Here is a 23556-nt window from a genome sequence, read left to right as displayed (position 1 = left end):
GTGGGTCAATGGTGACGGTGTACGACGTGGCGCAGGCGTGCGGACTGTCGATCGCAAGCGTTTCCCGCGCCCTCAACGGCCAGCCCGGCGTCTCCCAGAGGACCGCCGAACGCATCTGTCTGATTGCGGATCAGCTCGGCTACCAGCGCAATGAGGTCGCGCGTTCCCTGGTCGCGAAATCGACCCAGACCATCGCGCTGTTCGTACCGGACATCACCAACCCCTTCTTCCCCGAGTTGGTCAAGGGCGTGCAATCCGTTGCCGACGAGCGTGACCTGCTCCTGCTCCTGCTGGACGCACCGCGCAGCGCGGTGGCGCTGAGCGCTCGGCTCGCTGCGCTGCGGCGAAAGCAGGTCGACGGCATCCTGCTCGTCGCCAGCGATATCGACGCCGACACCGAAGAGCTCGTCGCCGGCACCCCCGCCGTACTCCTGGACCGTGGGCGCTCCGGTCGGCACGCCAGCGTCGGTGTGGATCAGGAAGCAGCCGGTTTCGCCGCGACCCGGCACCTCATCGACGCGGGCCACACGCGCATCGGACACATCGCAGGCCCTCAAGGGTTGGCGGTGTCGGAACTGCGTCGCGCCGGATGGGAGCGCGCGTTGCGCGAGGCGGGCCTCCCCGTCGGGGACCACCTCGTCGCCGTCGGAGACTTCGAGGAGGAGGGCGGGCACCGCGCCGGTGCCGAACTGCTTCAGCGTGAGCCGGGTATCACCGCGGTCTTCGCCGCCAACGACCTCAGCGCGATCGGCTTTCTCGCGTGCTGCTCGGTGCGGGGGATCCCCGTTCCCGAGCAGATGTCCGTGATCGGTCTGGACGGCATCGGACTGTCCCGCTACACGACTCCCATGCTGACCACGATCGCGCAGCCGATCCGCGAGCTAGGCGTCGCGGCGTGCCGACTTCTGCTCAGGCAGCTCGACGGCGACGGCCAGGCGCTGGATGTTGTGCTCCCGACGACGCTTGTCGAGGGCGCCAGCGTGAGCAGGCGAGGAGGAGCGTGATGCCGAGTTCGCGAGTAATGGTCGTCGGCTCGATCAACGCCGACGTGACTTTCGAGGTCCGCCGCATCCCCGTCGTCGGGGAGACGATCATCGCCGACGCCGTGCACCGAAGCTCCGGCGGCAAGGGGGCCAACCAAGCGCACGCGGCCGCGCGCTCTTCGAAGGATGTGCACGTGGCGATGGCCGGTGCCGTGGGGCAGGATGCCGTCGGCGCGCAGATGCGTGATGAGCTTGCCTGCGCCGGGGTCGATGTCAGCCTCATCCGCGAGGTCGACGAGGTGTCCGGCATGGCGATGATCGCCGTCGACAGCGAGGGTGGAAACGTCATCGTGGTCGCGCCCGGTGCGAACAACGCCTGGCCGGCGGAGCCGTACGTTCCCATCGACGCCGGCGACATCGTCGCCCTTCAGCTGGAGCTGCCCCTGGCCGTGGTGGAGCACGTCGCCGACACAGCGCACGCCCGCGGTGCGCGCGTGGTCCTGAACGCCGCGCCGGTCACCCCGGGCGCAGCGCGTCTGCTTCCCCTCGTCGACACGCTCATCGTCAACGAGGGCGAGGCATCCGACCTTCTGGGACTGACCGACTTCAGCCCGGATGCCGTCGCCGAGGTGGCGGCGCGGCACGATCTGAACCTCGTGGTGACGTTGGGACGACAGGGCGCGGTGCTCTCTCCGCGAGGCGGCGTGCCCTCCCGCGTTCCGATCATCGCGGTCAACACCGTCGACACGGTCGGCGCCGGCGATGCCTTCGTCGGCGCGCTGGCGGCCGCGCTCGCTGCTGGTGACGACCTGCTCTCGGCGGCGCGCCGGGGGGCGGCGGCCGGCGCGTTGACGGTCACCGCGCGCGGGGCGCGGCATCCGGAGCTTTCCGCCGACGTGATCGACGAGTTGTTGCGTCGACACCCCCTTCATGACGCTGACCAAAGATGAGGATTCCTGTGACAGACCCGAACGCCCAGGCCCGTGTTCCGCTGCTCGTCGACGTCGATACCGGCATCGACGACTCGCTGGCGCTGCTGTATCTAATGGCCAGCCCGGAAGCGGAGATCGTCGGCATCACCTGCACGGCGGGAAACGTCCCGGCGCAGCAGGTGGCGATCAACAACCTCGCGTGGCTCGAGCTGTGCGGCTACGACGATGTCGAGGTGGCCCTCGGTGCTGAGATCCCCATCGTGCAGCCGCTGATGACCACCGAGGAGACGCACGGGCCGCAGGGTATCGGGCACGCTGAGCTGCCCGCGCCCAGCCGCACCGTGTCGAAGCGGCACGCGACCGAAGTGTGGATCGATGCGGTGCGCCGACGCCCCGGCGAGGTCGTCGGCCTGGTCACCGGTCCTCTCACCAATCTCGCCCTGGCGATCAAGCTGTTCCCCGAACTGCCTTCGCTGCTGAAACGGCTCGTCATCATGGGCGGCGCCTTCAACCACCCGGGCAACACCACCCCGACGACGGAGTGGAATATCGCGGTGGATCCGGAGTCGGCGAAGATCGTGTTCGACGCGTTCAGCGGACTGCCCGCCGGGCGCCGCCCGATCGTCTGCGCGCTGGATGTCACCGAGCGCATCGAGATGAAGCCGGCGCACCTCGCCGCCCTCGCCCGGGCAGCCGGCAGCACGCCCGAGGAGGTCGTCTCACCCGAGGACGCGATCGGGACGCGCTCCACCGCGTCGAACGCGGTCATCCGTCATCTATCGGATGCCGTGCGGTTCTATATGGAGTTCCATCGCGCCTACGACCAGGGCTTCCTCGCGCACATGCACGACCCCTTCGCTGCGGCGATCGCACTGGACCCGTCGCTCGGGATCACCCGCGCCGCCACTGTCGACATGGAACTGGCGGGCACGCTGACGCGCGGTCAGACTGTCGCGGACTGGCGAGGCATCTGGGGTCGTCCGAAAAACGCCGACATCGTCGTCGACACCGATCCGGAGGAGTTCTTCCGCCGCGTCGTCGATCGCGTCGGCCGCCTGGCCCGTCAGGTCGGCTGACCGTTTTACCCACCCGTAGAGAATGCAAGGAGGCATTCATGTTCAGCACCACAACAACCAAGAACGTCGATCCGAATCGGCTGAGGAACACCATCCTGGTCGCCGTCGGCTCACTCGTCATCGTGGCGACCTATCTCTACCTCGTGGTCGGGCAGCCGACCGAGGTCGCTGAGAGCAGCACGAGCCAGGCCTCGCTGATCGCCATCGGAGGCTACGTCATCGGTGCGATCCTGCTCGCAGCCGGATCCATCCACCGGCTGCCCACGGCAACGATCGCGATGATTCCGGTGGCGATCGCCTTGAACATCGTTGTCGGGCAGATCGTGGCGGTGCTCGGGCTCCCGGTGTACATCGACTCGATCGGCACGGTCCTCGTCGCGGCGCTCGCCGGTCCCGCGGCCGGTGTCGTCACTGGCATCCTGACCAATGTGATTTGGGGTCTGACACTGAGCCCGATCGCCCTGCCGTTCGCGGTGGTGCAGGTGATCATCGGCGTGATGGCCGGCTACGCCGCCCGGATGGGGATGTTCCGCCGGTTCTACCTCGCTCCGGTTGCGGGCTTCGTCACCGGAATCGTCGCCGCCGTGATCTCGGCGCCCATCTCCGCCTTTGTCTTCGGTGGCGCGACCGGTGGGGGCACGGGAGCGATCGTGGGGGCGTTCCAGGCGATGGGGCAATCGATCCTGGGAGCGACGACCCTGCAGGGCTTGCTGTCGGATCCGCTGGACAAGGCGATCACGTTCACGATCGTCGTGCTCATCCTGGCGGCATTGCCCAACCGGTTCCGGCAGCGTTTCCCGTTCGTGCGGCAGTACCGCGTCTTCGGCAAGGCGGCACCCACCGTCACGAGCAAGAGCGAAAGCGCGAGCTGACCACCCATGGCGTCGACGCTGTACGTCGATCGGGAGTCGCCGGTTCACCGGTTGAACCCCGTGACAAAACTGGTGACTCTGCTCACCCTGATCGTCGTAGTGTTCGCGATCCCCTTCTGGTGGGTCGCGGGCATCGCCGTCGTCGCCGTCATCGTGCCGGCCGCCGTCGTCTCCGGTTGCGGCGGCCGGCTCGCGAAGCTGGGATTCGCGATCCTCACGCCGATCATCCTGGTGCTCTTCATCGTGCAGGGGCTCACCTTCCCCGGCGGCAAGACCGCGCTGTGGGAGTGGGGCGGGATCGCCATCACGACCGAAGGCCTGTACTTCGCCCTCGGGATCGGCTCGCGAATCATCTGTCTCGTCTTTGCATCCATCCTCTTCGTCCTGACCACGCACCCGGGGGATCTGCTGTCGGCCCTCACCGAACGCGGGATGTCTCCGAAGTTCAGCTACATCATCAGCTCGACGCTGCAGCTGATCCCGGCCTTTCAGGATCGGGCCGACGGCATCCTGCTGGCGCAGCAAGCGCGGGGACTTGCCATCGGCAAGGGCCTGCGAGGCAGGGTTGGGGCGATGATGCCCTTGCTGGCGCCGCTCGTGCTCGGCATGTTCACCGACGTCGAGGAGCGGGCGACCGCGATGGAGGCTCGCGGGTTCGGATCGACGGCGAGGCGCACCGCCTTGACACCGGTCCCCGACACCACTGCCCAGCGCGTCTTCCGCTGGACGATGCCGGTCGTCGCCGTTGCCGCCATCGTCCTTCCCATCGTTACAGGAGCACTGTGATCACCCTCAGCGATATCTCATACGCCTACCCGGATGCGGAGCATTTCGCGCTCGAGCACGTCGACCTCGAGGTGGCGCAGGGCGAGATCGTCGGCATCGTCGGCGCATCCGGGGCCGGCAAGACGACGCTCGCGAAGATCATCGCGGGATTCATCCCGCATGTCGATGGCGGCGAACTCACCGGCACGGTCATCGTGGACGGCGCCGACGTCGCCGACCTCAAGCTGGCGGACGCAGTGGCGAAGGTGGGCCTGGTCATCCAGAACCCCTTCAACCAGATCTCCGGCGCGAAGTACACGGTGCGCGACGAGATCGCGTTCGGGCTGGAGAATCTGGGTGTGCCTCGTGCAGAGATGGCGCAGCGGGTGGATGCCGCAGCCGAACTGCTCGGGATCTCTCACCTGCTCGACCGCTCGCCTTACGCGTTGTCCGGCGGGCAGCAGCAGTTGCTCGCGATCGCGTCGATGGTGGTGCTGCGCACTCCGGTGCTCGTCATGGACGAACCCACGTCGCAGCTGGACCCCGCAGGCACCCGAATGGTCTTCGAGGTGCTGGCTGCGTTGCGCGACGCCGGGACGACGATTGTCGTGTTCGAGCACAAGGTGGAACTGCTCCGCCAGCACTGTGACCGGATCGCGGTCATCGCCCACGAGCGCGTCGCCGCGATCGGTGAACCTCGCGAGATCCTCTCGGACGAGCGCCTTGACCAGTGGGGGATCGAGGCCACCCGTTACGCCGCAGCTGCACGAGCAGCGGTTCGCCGCGGCATCCTGTCGGCGGAGATCGACATTCCGGTGTCGCTGGAAGAAGCAGCCGCCGTCTTCACGGTAGGAGGAGCGAAATGACCGGCATGGACATCCGGTTCGTCGACGTGCGGTACACCTACCCCAACGGGGCGGAGGCGTTGCGTGGCGTGAACCTCGACGTGCGCGCTGGCGAGCGCGTTGCCATCGTCGGGCAGAACGGTGCAGGAAAGACCACGCTCGCGCGGCATCTCAACCGCATCTTCGTGCCGACCAGCGGCACCGTCCACGTGGGGGATTGGACCACCGAACCGCGCACGATCGCGCAGATGGCCGAGCGTGTGGGCTATGTGTTCCAGAATCCGGATGAACAGATCTTCGCTCGCACTGTGATCGCAGACGTCTCCTTCGGTCCGCGCAATCTCGGACTCGAGGAGGATGCCGCGCGGGAGCGTGCGATGACGGCGCTGGAGACCGTCGGGCTCGCCGAGACGGCCGACGTGCATCCGCACCAGCTCGCCCTGTCCGAGCGCAAGCGGGTGGCACTGGCCGGGGTGCTGGCCATGCAGACACCTGTCCTGGTGCTCGACGAACCCACAACGGGACAGGACGCCCGTGGAATTGCGATGGTCGCCCGTGTCGTGCGGGAAGTCAGCGAGCAGGGACGCACCGTGATCGCGATCACGCACGACATGGACTTCTGTGTCGAGCATTTCGATCGGGTCATCGTCATGACACAGGGCCAGGTGCGCGCTGACGGCGCACCAGAGGACGTGTTCACGCAGCGCGAGATCGTCGAGGCCGCGCGCGTGGAGCCGCCGCAACTCATGCGCCTGGCATCACACCTGGGATGGCGCGCGCAACCGCGCACAGTCGATGCGTTCGTCGACGCGGCGGCGAGCGAGCGCAGGGCCGTCGGGTGACCGCTGCGCTTGCCCTGCTCGCCTCGCTGTTTCTGGGTATCGCCGATTTCTTGGGCGGTGCGCTCTCACGTCGGGTGCCGCAGATCACCGTGCTCGTGCTCTCGCAACTGGTCGCAACGCTCGCCGTCATTCCGCGAGTGCTTGCGGAGCCCATCGGCGCCGACGCGCTCCCCGCCTATGGGTGGGGAATCGTCAGCGGCGTAGGGGCCGCCGTGGGTGTCTCAGCGCTGTATCGAGCCCTCGCGATCGGAACGATGGGGGTGGTCGCGCCGATCGCAGCGCTCAGCGTGCTGGTCCCCGTCGTCGCGGGTTTCGTCGGGGGAGATGCTCCGGGGGCGCTGCTGCTGGGAGGCATGACCGTCGCCATCATCGGCACGGTCTGTGCGAGCGGGCCCGAACTGCGTCGAGGCAAAGGCGGTGGCGGGCTGAAGCCGATCCTGCTTTCGCTTGTTGCCGCGCTCGGGTTCGGCGTCAACAATCTCGCAGTCGCGTGGGGGAGCGATTACGACATCTCCGCGACGCTGGTGGCCAACGTCGTGACGACGCTCGTCATCTACGTCATCGCGATGCTGATGCTGCGCGTGGTCCCCCGTGCGAGGGGGCGCAACCTCGTCGGCATCGTGGCCATCGGCGTGCTCGGCTTTACGGCGAACCTCTGCTTCGCCATCGCGAGCGAGTCGGGGATGCTGTCGGTCGTCGCCGTGTGCGCGTCGGTCTTCCCTGCCGTCACCGCTGTGCTGGGGTGGTGGTTCCTCAAGGAACGGCTGCTCTTGGTGCAGATCCTCGGGGTGGCACTTGTGCTCGGCGGGGTGGCGGTGGTGGCGTTGTCGACGTAGGCCGAAGCAACGTCAGGATGCCGGCGCGGGGTACGGCCGCTCTTTCAGGAGCTTCGCCAGGTGCGCCGCATGGCGCGCGAGGGTTTCGGTGGTGCTCGCTACCTTCTCGGGCGTCTCGGGCAGGTCCTTGTAGTCGGTGGACTGCATGGCTTCGCCGTTCCAGTAGACGCCGCCCTGCGACGGGACAGTGAAGCCCACGTCATTCAGACCCTGGAACAGATCGGCGATGATCGCATGGGCGCCGTCTTCGTTGCCGACCACGACAGCGACCGCCACCTTGCCGGCGATGATCGGCCGGCCCTCATCGTCGGTCTCGGAGATCTCGGCATCCAGTCGCTCGAGCACGCGCTGCGCGACGCTGGACATGTGACCCATCCAGGTGGGGGTGGCGAAGACCAGGATGTCGGATGCCAGCACCCGCCCCCGGATCAGGGGCCACTCGTCGCCGTCGCCCATGTCCGCCTCGACGCCGGGCTTGACGTCGTGGTCGACGACGCGGATGCTCTCGCCGTGCACGTCGTACTTGGCGAGGGCGTCGAGCACCTGCCCGGCGAGGACGTCGGAGCTGGACTCGGCAGGAGAGGGCTTGAGGGTGCAGTTGAGAACGAGTGCGCGAAGCATGGGGCATCCTTCCGATCCCGCTCAGCATATGAAGGCGCCGCAGCGACCGACGAGGGGTTGACAGCGGAGTCGCGGTCCCCACGCCCGCGAATACTCACTCGGCGGCGCGAATGCTCACTCGGCGGCGCGAATACTCACTCGGCGGCTCAGGGGCGCCAGGCTAGGCCGGCGGCGGCGATGCGGGCGGCGACCTCGGCGGCGGGGACGTGCTCGCCCACGTTCGCACCGCGCTCGAGCGCGACGGGGGAGTGCACGATCGTCTCGGGATACACGTGCACCAGGTTGTAGCCCTGACCGCCATCGTGACCGCGCGTCGAACCCACGACGGTCGCGAGATCCTGCCCGTACGCGCTGGAGGACGCGACCGACACCGGGATCCCGGCGAAGCTGCCGAACGACGGGTGATGCACGTGCCCGGCGAGGATCGCCCGCACGTCCGATCCGCGCAGCACATCGGCCAGTGCCTTCTGCTCGCGCAGCTCGACGGTGACCGCCAGATCCAGCACCGTCGGCAGCGGGGGGTGGTGCACGACGAGGATGCTGCCCTCCGGCGCGGGCCGCGACAGCTCATCGCGCAGCCACTCCAGTTGCGCCGGGCCTGCCTCGCCCCAGTGCGCGCCGGGCACGGTGGAGTCCAGCACGAGCACCCGCAGTCCGCCGAACCACCGCGTGAAGCAGATCGGCGCATAGGGGTCGGCCGTGCCGGCGTCGTCGATCGGCAGCTCTTCGCGCATCGCGGCGCGGTCGTCGTGGTTGCCCGGCGCCCACACGATCTCGGCGCCGATGCGCTCGGCGACCGGTTCCACCAGCGCCCGCAGGCGCCGGTACGCGGAGCGGTCGCCGCGGTCGACCAGGTCGCCGGCCAGCAGCAGCGCGTCGGGCCGCAGCCCGCTCGCCTCGATCCGCTTCAGCAGCGTGGCCAGGTGCCCGTCGGCATCCGCAGCGCCGTACAGCAGCTCCGGGTCGCCCGGCAGGTGAGTGTCGGCGAGGTGCACGAACACCCTGCGGGGGCGGGGGTACTCGCTGAGGATCATCGGATGGTCCCTTCGGGGATATCTCGGAGCAAGAGCAGTGAGGTCATCACGACAGCGGCGCTGCGGTCGCGCCGGGCACGAGCGGCCCGGCATGCGACCGGCGCACCACCGTGTCCTCGCCGGTGTCGAGCAGGTGCTGTATCGCTTCGATGGCGCCCCGCGCCACCTGTTCCACCGGAATGCGCACGGTGGTCAGGCCCAGCAGGTCCGCCCCGGGCAGGATGCCGTCGCACCCGGTGACGCTGAGGTCGCCGGGCACATCAAGCCCCGCCGCGCGCGCGGCGCGCAGCACGGCCAGCTGCCGGTAGTCCGAGGAGCACAGCACCGCGGTGATGCGCCCGGCGGATGCCAGTGCGAGCACGTCCGCGACGCCGTCTTCCGGCGCCGCGCCCACCGGGACGGCCACGACGTTCGCGCCGGCGGCCTCGAGCCATTCGCGCATCGCGGTGGCCCGCACGTGCTCGGGGAAAGAGGCCACCGGGTCGGTGGCGAGCACCGCGACGCGGCGGTGACCGAGGGCATGGATGTGCTGGGCGAGCAGCTCGCCGTGAGCGTGCTCGTCGTACGCGACGGCATGGATGCGGTCACCGGTCTCGTCCCGGCCGGCGCGCAGGATCGGCACCTGGTCGGCGAACGGCATGAGCTGCTCGTTGGTCACGCCACCGGTGGCGACGATCAGGCCGGCGACCCGCATGCCCAGCAGCCGCTGCAGCGCGGTGACCTGCTTGGTGCCGCCGGTGTCGGCGCCGATCGTCACAGTGACCAGATCCAGGCCGCGCGCGTGGGCTTCGTCCTGCAGCCGCGAGAACAGCAGACCGTACGCCGGGTTGCTGGCGTCGCGCAGCATCAGCCCGACCGTCCCGGTGCGCCCGGCGGCGAGCTCGGCGGCCATCGTGTTGGGCACGTAGCCGAGGCGCGCGCAGATCTCGAGGATCCGCTCCCGCGTGGATTCGGAGAACCGGCCCTCGCCCTTCAGCGCACGCGTCGCGGTCGCCCGCGACACTCCCGCTGCGGCGGCGACGTCACTGATCGTCACTCGCAGCGGGGCGCGTTCGGGCGTCTCGCTCATGCGTCGTTTTTCCTCCTGGCGGCACGGCGGCCGCCGGCGGCATCCGCACCGGCGCCATCCGCGCCCGCAGGCGCGACACCCGCACCCGCGCCGGCGGCAGCACGCACACCGGCATCCTGCGCCGCGCGTGCATCGCGCGCAACGGCGTCGCGCGCCAGAGCACGACGACCGACGCGGCGCGGCGAGCCGGCCTTCGAGCCGCGTCCGTAGACGAGGTACATCGTGATCCCCATGATGACCATGAGCAGCACGGTGTAGACGAAGGTGATCGGCATCGCGTCCAGGTTGTTCTCGCCGCGCGTGCTCTCCTGGATCGCCACGCCGAGCGGCTGGTACAGCGGGTGGTAGAGGAAGATCGCCGCGTCGTAGTCATCCAGCAGGCTGTTGAAGTTCAGCGCTGTGATGGCCGCGGCCGTCGGCAGCACGAGCGGGATGATGACGCGCCGGAACGCCGTCAGCGACCCGGCACCGAGGATGCGCGAGGCGTCCTCCAGTGAATCCGGCACCGACGCGAACGCGGCCTTGAGCAGGCGCAGCGTGAACGGGATCTTCACGATGATGTACGCGATCAGCAGCAGTGCCGGCGTACCGGTGAGCACCAGGTTGCCGATCCAGCCGTTGGGCTTGTCGAAGGTCATCACCAGCCCCAGCGCGATGAGCACGGTCGGCAGGATCCACGGGATGTGCAGCACGTACTCGATCGCCGAGGTGAGCGGGTTGCGGTAGCGCTGCAGCATCCGGGCGACGAACAGCAGCCCCACCACGGCGATCACCGAGGCCAGCGCGCTGTAGACGACGCTCACGACGAACGGACGCATCGCGTCGGCGGTCGTGAACACGGTGATGTAGTTGTCCAGCGTGAAGCTGTCGAACGTGATGCTGCCGGCGAGAATGCTGCGGGCGTCGACGAACGAGAACACCACGATCAGCACGACCGGGATGAGGTAGATCAGCCAGACGACGTATGCCAGCACGTGCACGACCGCGTTGGCGAGCGGGTTCTGGATCTGCTGCTTCTGGATGGGGGTGGCAACCTTGGCGACGGAGAAGTACACGCCGGACTTCTCGGCGCGGTTCATGATCGCCAGCAGGATGATGGTCGCCACACCCAGCACGATCGCCAGCAGCGCCGCGATGTCGCGGGTGACGGGGCTGCGGGAGAGGTCGACGATGAGCGGGGCGACGGTCTGGAAGTCGGGCCCGCCCAGCACGAGGGGAGCCGTCAGCGCGCCGAGGCCGATGAGGAACGTCAGCACCGTGACGGCGAAGAGCATCGGTCGCATGACCGGCAGCACGATGCGTCGCAGGATCGTCCAGGTGGAGGCGCCCATGAGCTTGGCGGCCTCGACGGAGGCGTAGTCGATCTTCGCCAGCGATGACGACAGGAACAGCATGTGGTTGGTCGTGGAGGCGAAGGTCATCACGAACACGACGGCGAAGTAGCCCGAGAACCAGTCGCGGTCCAGATCCGGCCACCAGTTGGCTGCCATGTTGGTGATGAACCCGAAGCGGCCGTAGATGAAGTTGTAGCCGGCGGCCAGCACGATGCCGCCGTAGATGAGGGTGGTGGCGTAACCGAGCCACAGCAGGCGCGCGCCGCGGATGCGGAAGTACTGCGTCACCAGCACGATGAAGACGCCGACCACGTTGACGGTGATCGACAGTGTGATCGCCAGCAGGAAGCTGTTGCCCAGCGTGCTCATGGCCCGCTCGCTGCCGAACAGCTTCTCCAGTGCCCGCAGGCTCAACTGGCCGTCCGGGAAGAAGGTCGCGCCCAGCAGCGTGACGTTGGGGAGCACGAGGAACGCGGCGGCGAACCACAGCACCGCGATGCCGGTGACCCACACGATGGGCGAGCGCAGCATGGCGCGGATGCTGCCCGGCTTGCGGCCCCGGCGGCGCGGACGGCCCGGAGTGGGGCCGAGGGGTGCGGATGCCGCGGGCAGCTCGTCCGCCTCCGGTGGCGGGGGAGGAGTGGTCAGCGCCATCTCAACGCCCCGGGTACTGGAGCACCCAGCGGGGGTCGATGCCGAGGGTGACCTCGGTACCCGGCTCCCATCGCCGCGCGGCGGCGGTGCCGGCCACGCTCACCCGCAGCGGGGTGTCGTCCACGGTGACCGTGTAGACGCTGTGGCCACCGTGGTAGGTGCGGTCCTGCACCGTCCCGTACACCGGGGCGGCGCCCGAGGAGGATGCCGTCTCGGTGCCGGCGACGATCGCGACCTTCTCCGGTCGCACGTAGCTCTCGGCGTGCTCGTCGAGGGCGGCCGCAGGCGTGCCCGCCTCTGCGCCGGAGCGCAGTCGGCGCAGCACCGCCGGCGACAGCCGGTTGCTTTCGCCGATGAAGCGGCAGACGAACGACGTCGCACTGCGGTCGTAGATCTCCTCGGGCGTGCCCACCTGCTGCAACTGCCCGGCATCCAGCACTGCGATGCGGTCGCTGAGCGTCAGCGCCTCTTCCTGGTCATGGGTGACGTAGACCGTCGTCACGCCCAGGTCGTTCTGCAGCTGCTTCAACTGTTCGCGAAGCTGCACGCGCAGCTTGGCGTCGAGGTTGGACAGCGGCTCATCGAGCAGCAGGATCTTCGGGGTCAGCACCAGCGCGCGGGCGATCGCCACGCGCTGCTGCTGACCACCGGAGAGTTCTGCGACGCTCTTGTCCAGCTGAGCGGATGCCAGGCCGGTGCGATCCGCGATCTCGTCGACCAGCCGGCGCTGCTCTGCCTTGGACGACTTGCGCACCGCCAGACCGAACGCGATGTTCTCGCGCACGTTCATGCTCGGGAACAGGGCGTAGTTCTGGAAGACCATGCCGACGCCGCGCTTCTCGCTGGCGACGTTGGTCACGTCCCGGTCGCCGATCCAGATGCGGCCGCCGCTGGGCTGGATGAATCCGGCGAGCGACCGGAGTGCGGTTGTCTTACCGCACCCCGACGGGCCGAGGAGGGTGAAGAACTCGCCTTCACGGATCTCCAGATTCAGCCCGCGCACCGCACGGTGTTCGCCGAAGGTGACGTCGACGTCTTCGAAGCGGATCACGATCGCTGCCTGTCCCTTGTTCAGCCGATGTATTCGAGAGTGACCTTCTCGACCCAGTCGCCGAGGTGCTCGCTCACGAAACCGAAGTCGATGTCCTGACGCGGCAGCTCTGCCAGCAGCGCGACGACCTCAGGGTTGGCCTCGGCGATCGCGCCCTCGTTGACGGGCATGGCGTTGAACTCGGCGGCGAAGGCACCCTGCACCTCGGCGCTGCCGAACCAGTCGATGAACTCCTGCGCGCGGGTCTCGTTGGCGCTGCCGTTGATGACGGCGACCTGTTCGGTGACGTACGGCACGCCGTACTCGGGGACGATCATGCCGGTTTCGGTGCCGTACTCGGTGTCGCGGGCCTCGATGGCGCTGGAGGGCAGCACGCCGTAGTCCACCTCGCCGCGGGTGATGCGGGCGTAGAGGTCGGTGCCTTCCACCACCGGGGAGCCATTGGCGTAGTACGCCTCGACCAGTTCCCAGCCCTCGTCGCTCACGCCGAGGTCGCCGTCTTCATCGAGGTGGCGGGTCAGCATGCCCGCCAGCACCAGCTGGGGGGTGGCCTGGCCGAGGGCCGGGTTCACTTCGTAGCGGCCCTGGTAGGCGGCATCCGTCGCCAGCTCGTCGACATCGTCGGGAGCGGTGGTGTTGGTGTTCTGGTCGTACACGGTGACGATGGCCTGCTCGACCAGCGGCCAGTAGACGCCGTCGGCGGGGTCCCCGGCGTCGGCGGGGACTTCGCCGCTCCAGCTGGGCTCGTAGCCGGCGATGGCCTCTTCGGCCTTGAGCTGCTCGAAGAACATCGTGTTGAGGCCGAAGACGACATCGCCCACGGGGTTGTTCTTCTCCGCGATGATGCGGTTGGTCAGGTCCGCGCCGCCGAGCCCGACGATCTCGATGTCGAAGCCGGCCTCTTCGGCCTGGGCCTGCAGCCACTCGCCACGGCCGTCGGAGTTGGAGTTGGTGTAGACGATGAGCGTCGCGTCGGCCGATTCGGCGGCGTCGCCGGTGTCGGCTTCCTCTTCGCCCGCGGCGCATCCCCCCAGAGCCAGCACGGCAGCTGCCGTCGCTCCGATGATCGCCAGGTGCTTCTTGCGTGCTCCGAACATGCCGTGCCTCTCGCTCGTCCTTGAGGTGATTCCCACCGAAGGGACACTATCGCAATCGTTTGTGACAAAGGAACAACCTATGACCGGAATTAATGGCGCGGTCGCGCGTTCGCAACCCACTCGGCTGCGTCAGCGCATGCCGTCGTGTCAAGCCCCACTTCCGATCAGCGGCGATCGGGGATCGTAATGGGGAAGGAGCGTGACATGACCGACAAACGATTCCAGGCGCACGGCCCCGAGCAGATGCCCGACCGCCAGCCGGTGCCGGCCACCGCCGACCCGTCCGCCGATCCGAACCTGCCTGCCGGTGCGCCCTCGCGCTGGCTCGTCCCCGCCGGTGTGCTGGCCGCGGTGGCGACCGTGCTGTACGTGATCGCATTCCAGACCGGCCAGGTGCTGCTGCCGATTCTCGGCATCGTGTGGGTCGTGGCGCTGTGGGTGACGATGTTCCTGGCGTCGCGCGGCACCTCCGGCATCCACCGCAGCACCCGTCGCCTCGCGACGCTGATGATCGTGCTCGCCGCCGGCGCGGTGCTGATCTTCGTGGGGATCTACCTGGTCGCCACCCTCGGCTCCACGTCCTGACCGAAGCGACCGGGGACGGATGCCGCCGATGAGCACGAGCCTGCTGCTCATCTCCGACACGCACGTGCCCGCACGCGCGCGGGTGCTGCCTGCCGCCGTGCTGCGCGCCGCCGATGCGGCCGACCTGGTGATCCATGCCGGGGATTGGGTGACGGCATCCGTGCTGGACGAACTCGAGCAGCACGCCGAGGTGCTCGGCGTCTATGGCAACAACGACGGGGCGGATCTGCGCGCCCGGCTGCCGGAGATCGCACGGCGCGAGATCGAGGGGGTGCGCTTCGCGGTCGTGCACGAGACCGGCCAGGCGCGCGGCCGCGACGAGCGGATGCAGCAGACATTCGGCGACTCCGACGTGCTGGTGTTCGGGCACAGTCACATCCCGTGGGACACCACGGCCCCGGGCGGGCTGCGGCTGCTGAACCCCGGGTCGCCCACCGACCGGCGGCGGCAGCCGCGCCACACCATGATGACCGCGCGCGTCGAGGACGGCGCCCTACGCGAGGTGCAGCTCGTCGTGCTCTGAGGCACACGTGTGGCACGCGTCGGCGTGATTGGCAACCCCCGCGCGCGGGTTTTTCGCCCGGGTGAGACTGAAAGACCACAAGGAGGCGTGATGAAAGCGATGACCTACCGCGGGCCCTACAAGGTGCGCGTCGAGAACAAGCCGGACCCGAAGATCGAGCACCCCAACGACGCCATCGTGCGCGTGGAGCTCGCCGCGATCTGCGGGTCGGACCTTCACCTGTACCACGGCATGCTGCCCGACACCCGGGTCGGCCACACCTTCGGCCATGAGTTCATCGGGCGGGTGGAGCAGGTCGGTTCGTCGGTGCAGAACCTCTCCGTCGGCGACCGCGTGATGGTGCCCTTCAACATCTTCTGCGGCAGCTGCTACTTCTGCTCGCGGGGACTGTTCTCCAACTGCCACAACGTCAACGCGAACGCCACCGCGGTCGGCGGCATCTACGGCTACTCGCACACCGCAGGCGGCTACGACGGCGGCCAGGCGGAGCTCGTGCGCGTGCCGTTCGCCGATGTCGGACCGATGGTGATCCCCGACGGGGTCGACCCCGAAGACGCGCTGATGCTGACGGATGCCTTCTCCACCGGATACTTCGGGGCGCAGCTGGGTGACATCACGCAGGGCGACACCGTCGTGGTGTTCGGCGCCGGCCCCATCGGGCTGGCAGCGGCGCAGTCGAGCTGGCTGATGGGCGCCGGACGCGTCATCGTCGTGGATTACCTGGACTACCGGCTGCGCAAGGCCGAACAGATGGCCCACGCCGAGACGATCAACTTCGGCCAGGTGAACGACATCGTCCTGGAACTGAAGAAGCAGACCGGAGGACTCGGTGCCGACGTCGTGATCGAGGCTGTGGGAGCCGAGGCCGATGGCCACGTCATGCAGCACGTCACCGCAGCCAAGCTCAAGATGCAGGGCGGATCGCCCGTCGCGCTCAACTGGGCGATCGACTCGGTGCGCAAAGCCGGCACCATCTCGGTGATGGGTGCCTACGGGCCGCTGTTCAGCGCCGTCAAGTTCGGCGACGCGATGAACAAGGGCCTGACGCTTCGCACCAACCAGGCGCCGGTGAAGCGCCAGTGGCCGCGCCTGCTCGAGCACCTCGCCGCCGGGCACATCAAGCCCAGCGAGATGATCACCCACCGCATCCCGCTCGAGCACATCGCCGAGGGGTACCACATCTTCTCGTCGAAGCTCGACGACATCATCAAGCCCGTGATCACGCCGACGGCGTGAGCCGACGGCATCCGAAGGAGACCGACATGCCGTACACCTCCGAAAAGCCCGGCGCGACTCCCGATCCCGACGAGCTGCGCGCCCGCATCCCCGGGTGGGGCAGTGACCTCGATCCGGCCAACCGCCCCGCGTTCCCGCGCGAGCAGCCGGACATCGTCACCGGCGCGCACTGGGACCTGCCCGAGCAGCAGCCGGGTGGCGCGAGCCGTGAGCGTTCCGTCGAGCACGAGCGCCTCACCCCCGTGTTCGGCACCGCGCAGCCGCTGCACGGTGTCGCCGGCCGCATCCGCCGCTTTGCCTATGACCGGTACAGCGAGGGCCAGACGGCGCACTGGATGCTGCTGATACTGGGCGACCGGGTGGATGCCATCACGGCGCACGTCGCATCGCTGGTGAGCAAGCGTCCCGACGAGCCGTTCACCCAGTCGGGTGTGACCGGAGAGGTGGCCCACCACCCGATCGCGTCGCGCTTCGGCCGCGGCCGGATCGACCTGAAGCACTCGTGGCTCGACCCGCTACTGGTCGTAGGCCCCTGGGTGCTCGCGGCGTTCGCCGTGTTCAAGCTCGGCCGGGCGATCATGCTGCCCGCGTCGAAGCGCCACCGCTGACACCGGCTGTCTGCCTGCCCGCCGCCCGCCGCTTCAGGTGGCAGTTGTTGTCGCTTCGCGCGTGCTGAAGCGACACGAACTGCCACCTGAGCGTCGCGGCATCCACGTCCGCGTCCGCGCGAATACTCACTCGAGGATGCGAATACTCACTCGGCGGCGCGAATACTCACTCGGCGGCGCGAATACTCACTCGGCAGCGCGAATACTCACTCGGGGGCGCGCGGGGGCGGCGGAGCGGTACCACTGGGCGCAGAAGATCACGATGGTGGCGGCCTCCACCCACGCCCCGGCGTAGTACATCAACTCCGCGCCCGCGCGCACGTCCACAGGATCCAGACCTGCGGGCGGGTGCGCGTACAGGTATTTCGCGAGGATGCCGTGGGCCGCGATCGTCGCGATGAGCGCCACCGCGGTGAGCACGCGGCTCGGCGCGTGCGGCCGCGGGTCGAGTCCGATCACGGCGCTGAGGAACAGGCACCCGGCCGTCACGAGGTGGGCATGCACCAGCACATGCACGAGCGGCTGCGTGCGCATCGCGTCGAACACCGGTGTGAGGTAGATCAGCCACAGTCCGCCGGCGCTCAGCACCGCGGCGGTGACGGGGTGCGCGACGAACCGGGCGGGCGCGCTGCGCAGCAGCCGTGACAGCCGCCGGGCCGGAGTGACCTCGAGCGAACGCAGCGCAAGCGTCACCGGGGCGGCGAGCACCAGCAGGAGCGGCGCGATCATGCCGCCCAGCAGGTGTGCCCACATGTGAGCGGTGAAGCTCTCGTGGGCGGCGGCCGCGAGCGGACCTGCGGCGGCGGCTGCGCCGGCAGCGACACCGGCGCACCACAGGATCGTGCGCGAGACCGGCCAGTCCCGCCCGCGACGGCGGGAGCCGAGGACGCCGCCGACGTACATCGCGATCGCGACGGCAGCGACAGCCAGCACCAGGAGGTCGAGCGAGAACCCGCCGCCGTGGGAGTGCGCGGCATCCGTCATCACCGGCATCCGCTCACTCCGCCGTGGTCTCGACGCGGGCAAGGGCCGCGCGGCGGGTGAGATAGGTCAGCACCACCCCCGCGACGATCAGCGCCACGGCCACCAGATTCCACACCAGGTCGTAGACGAACACGTCCTCGACGTAGCGGATTTGGTGGATGCCGAGCAGTTTGTGATGCACGGTGCCGTCGTACAGCTGGAAGACACCGGTGCCCAGCAGCACGCCGCCGATCCACCGACGCCAGTGCAGCGCGTCGTGGCGGCGGAGGTCGGCCAGCAGGAACAGCCCCGCAATCGTCGCGAACCAGCTGATCGCATGGAAGACGCCATCCGAGACGAGCCCCAGCGCCGGGGTGCCGAGGTCGTAGAAGTGGTGCCAGTGCAGCAGCTGGTGGAAGACGGCCTCATCGATGAACGCGACGAGTCCGACGCCGAACAGCACGCCGGACCACAGGTTCTGTGCGGAGCGAGTCGCCCGCGGTGACGCCGCGCTCATCCTCCCGAGGGGTTGTCGACCGGACGGTCGTTCTCGTCGGTGGTGTCGGGCAAATCGGGCAGCTCAGGCAATTCGGGCTCTTCGGGCGCGCCGCCCGAAGCGGTGTCGGCCTCGACGTCGCCGTCGGGTGTGCCCTGAGTGTTGTGCGGATCGGTGCTCATGATCGCCTCCCATGATCTTCCATGAACCTGAAAACCCAGTAGAGCACCGCGTTCGCACGCACGCTCCGCCCTTGCGCGCGGGGGGCGGGTGTGGCAGTCGACTACGCGTCGGGACGCTCGAGCCGCACGTACGCGACCAGGGTCGACGCGAGGGCGGCGCCGAGGCTGCCGATGGCCATGTCGCCGATCGTGTCCTGGTAGGTGACGAAGATCGCGTCGGTGATGAAGGCGTAGCCGAACCACTCGATCATCTCCCACACCGCGCTGGCGGCCAGCCCCAGCACCGTCACGAGAACGAAAGCTGTGCGGGCGCGGAACGCCGGGTCGCGGGGTGCGGTCACGATCGAGAAGCGGGCCAGTGCGAGGTAGGCGACCACCGCGATCAACCCGGTGCACACGAAGTGGGCGACCAGGTCCCAGCCGGGGATCGTGCGGTACAGATCCAGCACGTTGCTCCACGCCGCCACCAGCACCGTCGCGCAGTACGCGATGTCGGGCCCCGCGCGCACGCCGAGAAAGCGCGGCACGAGCAGGGCGGGCAGGGCCAGGGACAGGATGCCGGCGTCGGTCGCGGTGCTCCAGATCGCCGCCGCCACGACGCTGAGCAGTGCCACGACGCGCAGCGCGTCCGCCGTCCACTCGGCCACGCCGCGGGGGCGCCGCAGGAAGTTCTCGATCACGCGGTGCCCTCCGGCTGCGGCATCCGCACGACCGCCTGCACCGGCAGGTGATCCGACGGCCAGCCGCCGTCGATGGACTGCGCGTTGATCCCGGCACTTTGCACCGCAATCCGGGGGGACACCGCGATCCAGTCGATGCGGCGCCCGGGCCGGGGGTCGCGGTAGCCGCCGTAGGTGCCCCACTCCGGCGTCAGGGTGGCGGATGCCGCCGTCCAGGCATCCACGAGGGTGTCGCCGGACAGCAGTTCGCGGACCGGCTCGGAATCGGGGCCGGCATTGAGGTCACCGGTGACGATCGCCGGCCACGGCTGGTCGGCGACGAGCCCGCTGATCTCCTGCGCGGCGCGCACCCGAGCCCGCGCGGAGAACGCATCGAGGTGCGTGTTGACGGCGAGGAAGACGGCGGAGGTCGCCAGGTCGCGGAACGTCGCCTGCACGAGAACGCGGGGGAGGAGGTTGCCCCACGAGACCGAGCCCGGTTCATCGGGCCGGTCGGACAGCGCCTGCTGCCGCCACTGCAGCAGCTCCAGCCGGTCGGTGTCGTAGAACAGCGGGGATGCCTCGCCGCGCGGGCCGGGCTGTCGGCCGTGACCGATGAAGCGGTAGCTCGCCCCGAGGGCGTCGCTGATCGCTGCGGCCTGGTCGGGCAGCGTCTCCTGCACGCCGAGGAGCGTGGGTCGTTCGGCGCGCAGCAGGGCCTGCACGCGCGGGCGGCGCAGTCGCCAGCGGTCGGCGGGCCGCGCGGCCAACGCCGGCAACCGCCGCCGGACGTTGAAGGTCATCACGTGCAGGTCGGGGGCGCCGGTGGGGCCGATCAGCGGGGTCATCGGGCACGCTGTTTCGGGGTCGGCACGTTCAGGCTGTGCAGTCCGCGGCGCATCGCGAGTTTCTGCCACCGCACCGGCGGGAACTCCTCGGGCCAGTGCACCGTGACGGTGTGCACGCCACGCCACACCCGGCGGCGGAAGCCGACGCGGTCGCCGAAGGGGCGCATCGAGATGCCCATCGCGGCGCGGCGGAGATACCGGATGCGGTGGCGGTCGCCCAGGTGGAACGCCAGGTCGAGATCGTCGTGCACCTCAGGGTCGTGCCGGTGGACCCCATCGCGCACCTCGCGCCAGGCGGAGGCGCGGAAGGCGAGGTTGGAGCCGAACAGGGGCAGGTGGCCCAACGCCGACGCCGTGACCACGGCATAAGCGCCGAGGTAGACGGCGGCCAGCGGCCGACGCAGCCGGCGGGGGCCGTCGATGAACCGGGCGCCGCCGGTGAACGCGGCGACTTCGGGACGTTGCTCGAGCGCCTCGGCCATCGTCTGCACCCACGTGTGCGAGGGGCGGCAATCGGCGTCGAGGCGCAGGATGTAGTCGCCCGTCGCGACGTCGTAGCCGCAGGCGCTGGCGGCCGGGATGCCGGGCTCGTCGCAGCGCACGACGTGTGCACCGAGAGCCCGCGCCACCTCGGCCGAGGAATCGGTGGAGCCGTTGTCGACGACGACGATCTCATCGGGCAGGCGGGTCTGCAGCGCGAGGGCGCGCAGGCACCGCCGCAATTCGGTGTCGTCGTCCTTCACCGGGATCACCACCGACACGGTGGGCCTGCTCCCGGTTTCTGCGGTCACGTCTCCTCCTCGGCGGCACGTGGGTGCAACGCTAACCCTTCTCCGCTCCGGCCACCGGGATTACGCTTACGCGCGTGCACCGGATCTTCACGCTCGTGGACGAGCTGGCCCGCGGCAAGGCGATGGCGAAGGTGCTGCGCGCCGCATGAACTGGTCCGGCCGGCCGCCTCGTTTGCGTGCGGGGCGGCCGGCCGGGTCGTGAGGGGTCAGGAGGTCGCCGGGGCGTCCGGGGTGACCTCGGGGGTCGGGACGTCGGACTGGTCGTCCTGGGGCGTCCGCTGGTTCTCGTCAGGCGTTACCTGGTTGGACTCGCCGTCGTCGGGCGTGGTGTTGTCACCGGGCATGCCGCCCCGCGGGCCACCGAAGGGGCCGCGGTCGGAGTCGCTCGAGTCCCCGGGCCGACCGGGCATGTCGCCGCGGTCGTCCCACATCTCCGAGTCGCCGGGTCCATCGGAAAGCTCGCCGACGGCTGCCGCCGTGGCGAAGCCGGCGCTGAAGCCGATGCCGAGCAGAAGCAGCACGGCCAGGATGGCTCCCACGATCCGCACCCACGTGCGGTGCAGGAACGGAGTCGTCTCGGCCTGGGCCGGCGCGGTGGGAACGTACGCGACGTGCTCGGTGTGCACGTGCTGCTGTGGGTGCGACGGGGTCGGGGGGACCGGTGCGTGCGCGCCCGGCGCCGGGTGCGTCGGCTGCGGTGGCGTGTGCGCGGCAGGCGTCGCGTGCGCGGCGGGGTCGGGGGTCAGGTCTTCCTTGTTCTGGTTGGGGTTGGTGTTCTCAGGCATGACCACACTGTCGCGCGCGCGTTCCAAGACGGTTCCAAGAGTCGGCCGGTCCAAGCCAGTTCATAGCATCGTGATCGGGGACTGTCAGTCAGCCCGGGCTGCGCCGTGCCTGCCGCGCGCCGGCAGCGTCAGCAGGAACGCCGTCCCCTGCGGCGACGTGCTCTCCAGCTCGATCGATCCGCCGAAGCGCGTCGCGATGTCGCGCACCAGCGCGAGCCCCAGCCCGAATCCGCTCCGGCCGCTCGGCTCGGTCGATCGCGCGAAGCGCTCGAACAGGCGGTCGGGGGCGATGCCGGCGATGCCGGTGCCCTGATCGATCACGCGGATCGCCACGTGCCGCCCGGCCGGCCGCGCCTGCACGCGCACCGCGGATCCGGCGGGGGAGTACCGCACCGCGTTGTCGATCAGGGCGATCAGCGCGCGGGTGAGCGCGGCGCGGTCGGCCCCGACCTCGAGCTCGGCAGGCGCGTCCACGACGATCGCAACCCCTCGCTCGGCCGCACGCGGCTCGATCACCGCCGCGGCGTCGGCGGCGGCCGCCGCCACCGGCGCGACCGCGCTCTCGTCCCCGGCGCGAGCACCCGCCGACTCGGCGCTGACGAGCAGGTCGGTCAATGCGGCATCCATCACCGCAGCATCCCTGCGCAGGTCGGCCAGCACCGCGTCGACGTCGCCGCCGCGTTCGGCGCGATGCTGCGCCAGCTGAATGCGGCTGGTGAGCGTGGTCAGCGGGGTGCGCAGCTCGTGGCTCGCGTCCGCGACGAATGCCCGCTGTACGCGGAGGGCTTCGGCCAGCGGCTGCGCCGCGCGTTTGGAGGCGTACCAGGCGATGACACCGAGGGCGATGACGCCGAGGATACCGAGGGCGATCGCGAGGGGCACGACGTCGTCGAGGTCGATGACGCGCGCTCGGGGACCGCCGTCACCGAGGTCACCGAACGCGCCGTCGCCGTCGCGCGGCGGCCGGCGCTCAGGGCGCGAGGCGACGATCATCACGGTCACCGTCACCGCCGTGATCAGCCCGACGACCGCGGCGGATGCCAGCGCCACCCACAGGCCCGCGCGCAGTGCGGCGCGCTCCACCCGCCGCTGGTCCGCGGCGATGGCGGCATCCGTCTGCTCACTCATCGCGGTGTCCCGGCGCGGTAGCCGCGGGCGCGGACGGTGTCGATGATCTCGGGCGTGGACTTGCGCCGGATGTAGTGGACGTAGGTGTCGACGGTGGCCGCGGATCCGCCGGGGAAGACGCTCGCGATGATCTCGTCGCGGGAGAACACGTGCTCGGGGCTCGAGGTGAGCAGTTCCAGCAGCTCGGTTTCGGCCTGCGTCAGCGCGATGCGGCCGTCGGACGGCGAATACAGCGCCTGGCTGGCCGGGGTGAACACCCAGTCGCCGATCTCGCGGCGATCTCCGGCGCCGCGGCCGCGGCGCAGCGCTCGGAGCCGGGCGCGCAGTTCGGCGAAGTCGAAGGGCTTCACGAGGTAGTCGTCGGCGCCGGCATCCAATCCGCTCACCTTGTCGTCGACGGCGCCGAGCGCCGTGAGCATGATCGCCGGGGTGGCGATGCGGGCGGTTCGCACCGCTTCGAGCAGGTCGACTCCCGACATGCCGGGCAGGCGCCGGTCGATGACCATCACGTCGTAGCGGCGGCCGAGCGCGAGGCGCAGGCCCTCTTCGCCCGTGGTCGCGTGGTCGATGTCGTACTCATCGGCGAGCACTTCGTTGACGATCGAGGCGATCTCCGATTCATCCTCGACATAGAGCAGTCGAGGCTTCTGGTCCATCCGGCCAGGCTAGGAGAGCGGATGGGTGCAGGAAAGGGGCCGGGCAAGCCTCAGCGTTTAGACCTGACCGCACTAGGTTCGGCTT

The 23556-nt window shown here is 69.4% G+C and carries 27 protein-coding genes; 12 read left to right on the top strand and 15 right to left on the bottom strand.

The window, feature by feature from the left end:
- Nucleotides 1-8 precede the first annotated feature (8 nt).
- Genes QNO11_RS12080 through QNO11_RS12045 form a run of 8 tightly spaced genes read left to right on the top strand, consistent with a single transcriptional unit; the run spans nt 9 to nt 7151 of the window.
- Nucleotides 9-1004, top strand: a complete 996-nt coding sequence (locus QNO11_RS12080) for a LacI family DNA-binding transcriptional regulator (protein ID WP_257508036.1) — start codon at nt 9-11, stop codon at nt 1002-1004.
- Complete coding sequence (locus QNO11_RS12075; protein WP_257508037.1) at nt 1004-1933, top strand: ribokinase; 930 nt, start codon at nt 1004-1006, stop codon at nt 1931-1933. The genes QNO11_RS12080 and QNO11_RS12075 overlap by 1 nt, the downstream gene beginning before the upstream one ends.
- Entirely contained in the window at nt 1930-2991 is a 1062-nt protein-coding gene (locus QNO11_RS12070) for a nucleoside hydrolase (RefSeq protein ID WP_257508038.1), read from the top strand. Before QNO11_RS12075 ends, QNO11_RS12070 begins: the two co-directional genes overlap by 4 nt.
- A gap of 38 nt (nt 2992-3029) precedes the next feature.
- Nucleotides 3030-3863, top strand: coding sequence for an ECF transporter S component (locus QNO11_RS12065; RefSeq protein ID WP_257508039.1), 834 nt, complete (start codon nt 3030-3032; stop codon nt 3861-3863).
- Between the two features lie 6 nt (nt 3864-3869).
- Nucleotides 3870-4649, top strand: a complete 780-nt coding sequence (locus QNO11_RS12060; RefSeq protein WP_257508040.1) for an energy-coupling factor transporter transmembrane component T family protein — start codon at nt 3870-3872, stop codon at nt 4647-4649.
- Nucleotides 4646-5494 (top strand): energy-coupling factor ABC transporter ATP-binding protein, encoded by an 849-nt coding sequence (locus QNO11_RS12055; protein ID WP_257508041.1) that lies wholly within the window; start codon nt 4646-4648, stop codon nt 5492-5494. The genes QNO11_RS12060 and QNO11_RS12055 overlap by 4 nt, the downstream gene beginning before the upstream one ends.
- A complete protein-coding gene (locus tag QNO11_RS12050) occupies nt 5491-6315 on the top strand; it encodes an energy-coupling factor ABC transporter ATP-binding protein (protein WP_257508042.1) in 825 nt (274 codons plus the stop codon). The genes QNO11_RS12055 and QNO11_RS12050 overlap by 4 nt, the downstream gene beginning before the upstream one ends.
- Nucleotides 6312-7151 carry an EamA family transporter gene (locus tag QNO11_RS12045; protein ID WP_257508043.1) on the top strand — a complete coding sequence of 280 codons (840 nt, stop codon included), beginning with the start codon at nt 6312-6314 and terminating at the stop codon, nt 7149-7151. The genes QNO11_RS12050 and QNO11_RS12045 overlap by 4 nt, the downstream gene beginning before the upstream one ends.
- Before the next feature lie 12 nt (nt 7152-7163).
- On the opposite strand, the gene QNO11_RS12040 is transcribed toward QNO11_RS12045, so the two are convergent.
- The 6 genes from QNO11_RS12040 to QNO11_RS12015 all read right to left on the bottom strand — a co-directional run bounded on the left by QNO11_RS12040 (nt 7164) and on the right by QNO11_RS12015 (nt 14011).
- Complete coding sequence (locus QNO11_RS12040) at nt 7164-7772, bottom strand: flavodoxin family protein (protein WP_257508044.1); 609 nt, start codon at nt 7770-7772, stop codon at nt 7164-7166.
- 146 nt (nt 7773-7918) lie between these two features.
- On the bottom strand, nt 7919-8806 hold the full coding sequence (locus QNO11_RS12035; RefSeq protein ID WP_257508045.1) for a metallophosphoesterase: 888 nt from the start codon (nt 8804-8806) through the stop codon (nt 7919-7921).
- 46 nt (nt 8807-8852) lie between these two features.
- Nucleotides 8853-9875: a LacI family DNA-binding transcriptional regulator gene (locus QNO11_RS12030; RefSeq protein WP_257508046.1), complete on the bottom strand. Its 1023-nt coding sequence runs from the start codon at nt 9873-9875 to the stop codon at nt 8853-8855.
- Nucleotides 9872-11863: an ABC transporter permease gene (locus QNO11_RS12025; RefSeq protein WP_306817151.1), complete on the bottom strand. Its 1992-nt coding sequence runs from the start codon at nt 11861-11863 to the stop codon at nt 9872-9874. Before QNO11_RS12025 ends, QNO11_RS12030 begins: the two co-directional genes overlap by 4 nt.
- A 1-nt stretch (nt 11864) precedes the next feature.
- Complete coding sequence (locus tag QNO11_RS12020; protein WP_257508047.1) at nt 11865-12914, bottom strand: ABC transporter ATP-binding protein; 1050 nt, start codon at nt 12912-12914, stop codon at nt 11865-11867.
- A 20-nt stretch (nt 12915-12934) separates the two neighbouring features.
- Nucleotides 12935-14011, bottom strand: coding sequence for an extracellular solute-binding protein (locus QNO11_RS12015; RefSeq protein WP_257508048.1), 1077 nt, complete (start codon nt 14009-14011; stop codon nt 12935-12937).
- 204 nt (nt 14012-14215) lie between these two features.
- On the opposite strand from QNO11_RS12015, the gene QNO11_RS12010 reads away from it, so the two are divergent.
- From QNO11_RS12010 to QNO11_RS11995, 4 genes are all read left to right on the top strand, one after another.
- On the top strand, nt 14216-14596 hold the full coding sequence (locus QNO11_RS12010) for a hypothetical protein (protein WP_257508049.1): 381 nt from the start codon (nt 14216-14218) through the stop codon (nt 14594-14596).
- 28 nt (nt 14597-14624) lie between these two features.
- A complete protein-coding gene (locus QNO11_RS12005) occupies nt 14625-15119 on the top strand; it encodes a metallophosphoesterase family protein (protein WP_257508050.1) in 495 nt (164 codons plus the stop codon).
- Between the two features lie 90 nt (nt 15120-15209).
- Complete coding sequence (locus tag QNO11_RS12000; RefSeq protein ID WP_257508051.1) at nt 15210-16355, top strand: zinc-dependent alcohol dehydrogenase; 1146 nt, start codon at nt 15210-15212, stop codon at nt 16353-16355.
- Nucleotides 16356-16381: 26 nt separating this feature from the next.
- Nucleotides 16382-16963, top strand: a complete 582-nt coding sequence (locus tag QNO11_RS11995) for a hypothetical protein (protein WP_257508052.1) — start codon at nt 16382-16384, stop codon at nt 16961-16963.
- A 186-nt stretch (nt 16964-17149) separates the two neighbouring features.
- On the opposite strand, the gene QNO11_RS11990 is transcribed toward QNO11_RS11995, so the two are convergent.
- The 9 genes from QNO11_RS11990 to QNO11_RS11950 form a co-directional block, all read right to left on the bottom strand.
- Nucleotides 17150-17956 carry a cytochrome c oxidase assembly protein gene (locus QNO11_RS11990; RefSeq protein WP_257508053.1) on the bottom strand — a complete coding sequence of 269 codons (807 nt, stop codon included), beginning with the start codon at nt 17954-17956 and terminating at the stop codon, nt 17150-17152.
- A gap of 4 nt (nt 17957-17960) precedes the next feature.
- Nucleotides 17961-18443, bottom strand: a complete 483-nt coding sequence (locus QNO11_RS11985) for a DUF2243 domain-containing protein (protein ID WP_257508054.1) — start codon at nt 18441-18443, stop codon at nt 17961-17963.
- Nucleotides 18440-18604: a hypothetical protein gene (locus QNO11_RS11980; protein WP_257508055.1), complete on the bottom strand. Its 165-nt coding sequence runs from the start codon at nt 18602-18604 to the stop codon at nt 18440-18442. The genes QNO11_RS11985 and QNO11_RS11980 overlap by 4 nt, the downstream gene beginning before the upstream one ends.
- A gap of 101 nt (nt 18605-18705) precedes the next feature.
- Nucleotides 18706-19284 (bottom strand): DUF2238 domain-containing protein, encoded by a 579-nt coding sequence (locus QNO11_RS11975; protein ID WP_257508056.1) that lies wholly within the window; start codon nt 19282-19284, stop codon nt 18706-18708.
- Complete coding sequence (locus tag QNO11_RS11970; protein WP_257508057.1) at nt 19281-20111, bottom strand: endonuclease/exonuclease/phosphatase family protein; 831 nt, start codon at nt 20109-20111, stop codon at nt 19281-19283. The genes QNO11_RS11975 and QNO11_RS11970 overlap by 4 nt, the downstream gene beginning before the upstream one ends.
- Complete coding sequence (locus QNO11_RS11965; protein ID WP_257508058.1) at nt 20108-20902, bottom strand: glycosyltransferase family 2 protein; 795 nt, start codon at nt 20900-20902, stop codon at nt 20108-20110. The genes QNO11_RS11970 and QNO11_RS11965 overlap by 4 nt, the downstream gene beginning before the upstream one ends.
- 206 nt (nt 20903-21108) lie before the next feature.
- Complete coding sequence (locus QNO11_RS11960) at nt 21109-21687, bottom strand: hypothetical protein (protein WP_257508059.1); 579 nt, start codon at nt 21685-21687, stop codon at nt 21109-21111.
- An 84-nt stretch (nt 21688-21771) separates the two neighbouring features.
- Entirely contained in the window at nt 21772-22815 is a 1044-nt protein-coding gene (locus QNO11_RS11955) for a sensor histidine kinase (RefSeq protein ID WP_257508060.1), read from the bottom strand.
- A complete protein-coding gene (locus QNO11_RS11950; protein ID WP_257508061.1) occupies nt 22812-23471 on the bottom strand; it encodes a response regulator transcription factor in 660 nt (219 codons plus the stop codon). Before QNO11_RS11950 ends, QNO11_RS11955 begins: the two co-directional genes overlap by 4 nt.
- Between the last annotated feature and the right edge of the window lie 85 nt (nt 23472-23556).

Source organism: Microbacterium sp. zg-B96, from assembly GCF_030246865.1.
Taxonomy (GTDB): domain Bacteria; phylum Actinomycetota; class Actinomycetes; order Actinomycetales; family Microbacteriaceae; genus Microbacterium.
Note: the sequence above shows the minus strand (reverse complement) of the source record. Positions and strands in the feature narration are given on the sequence as shown.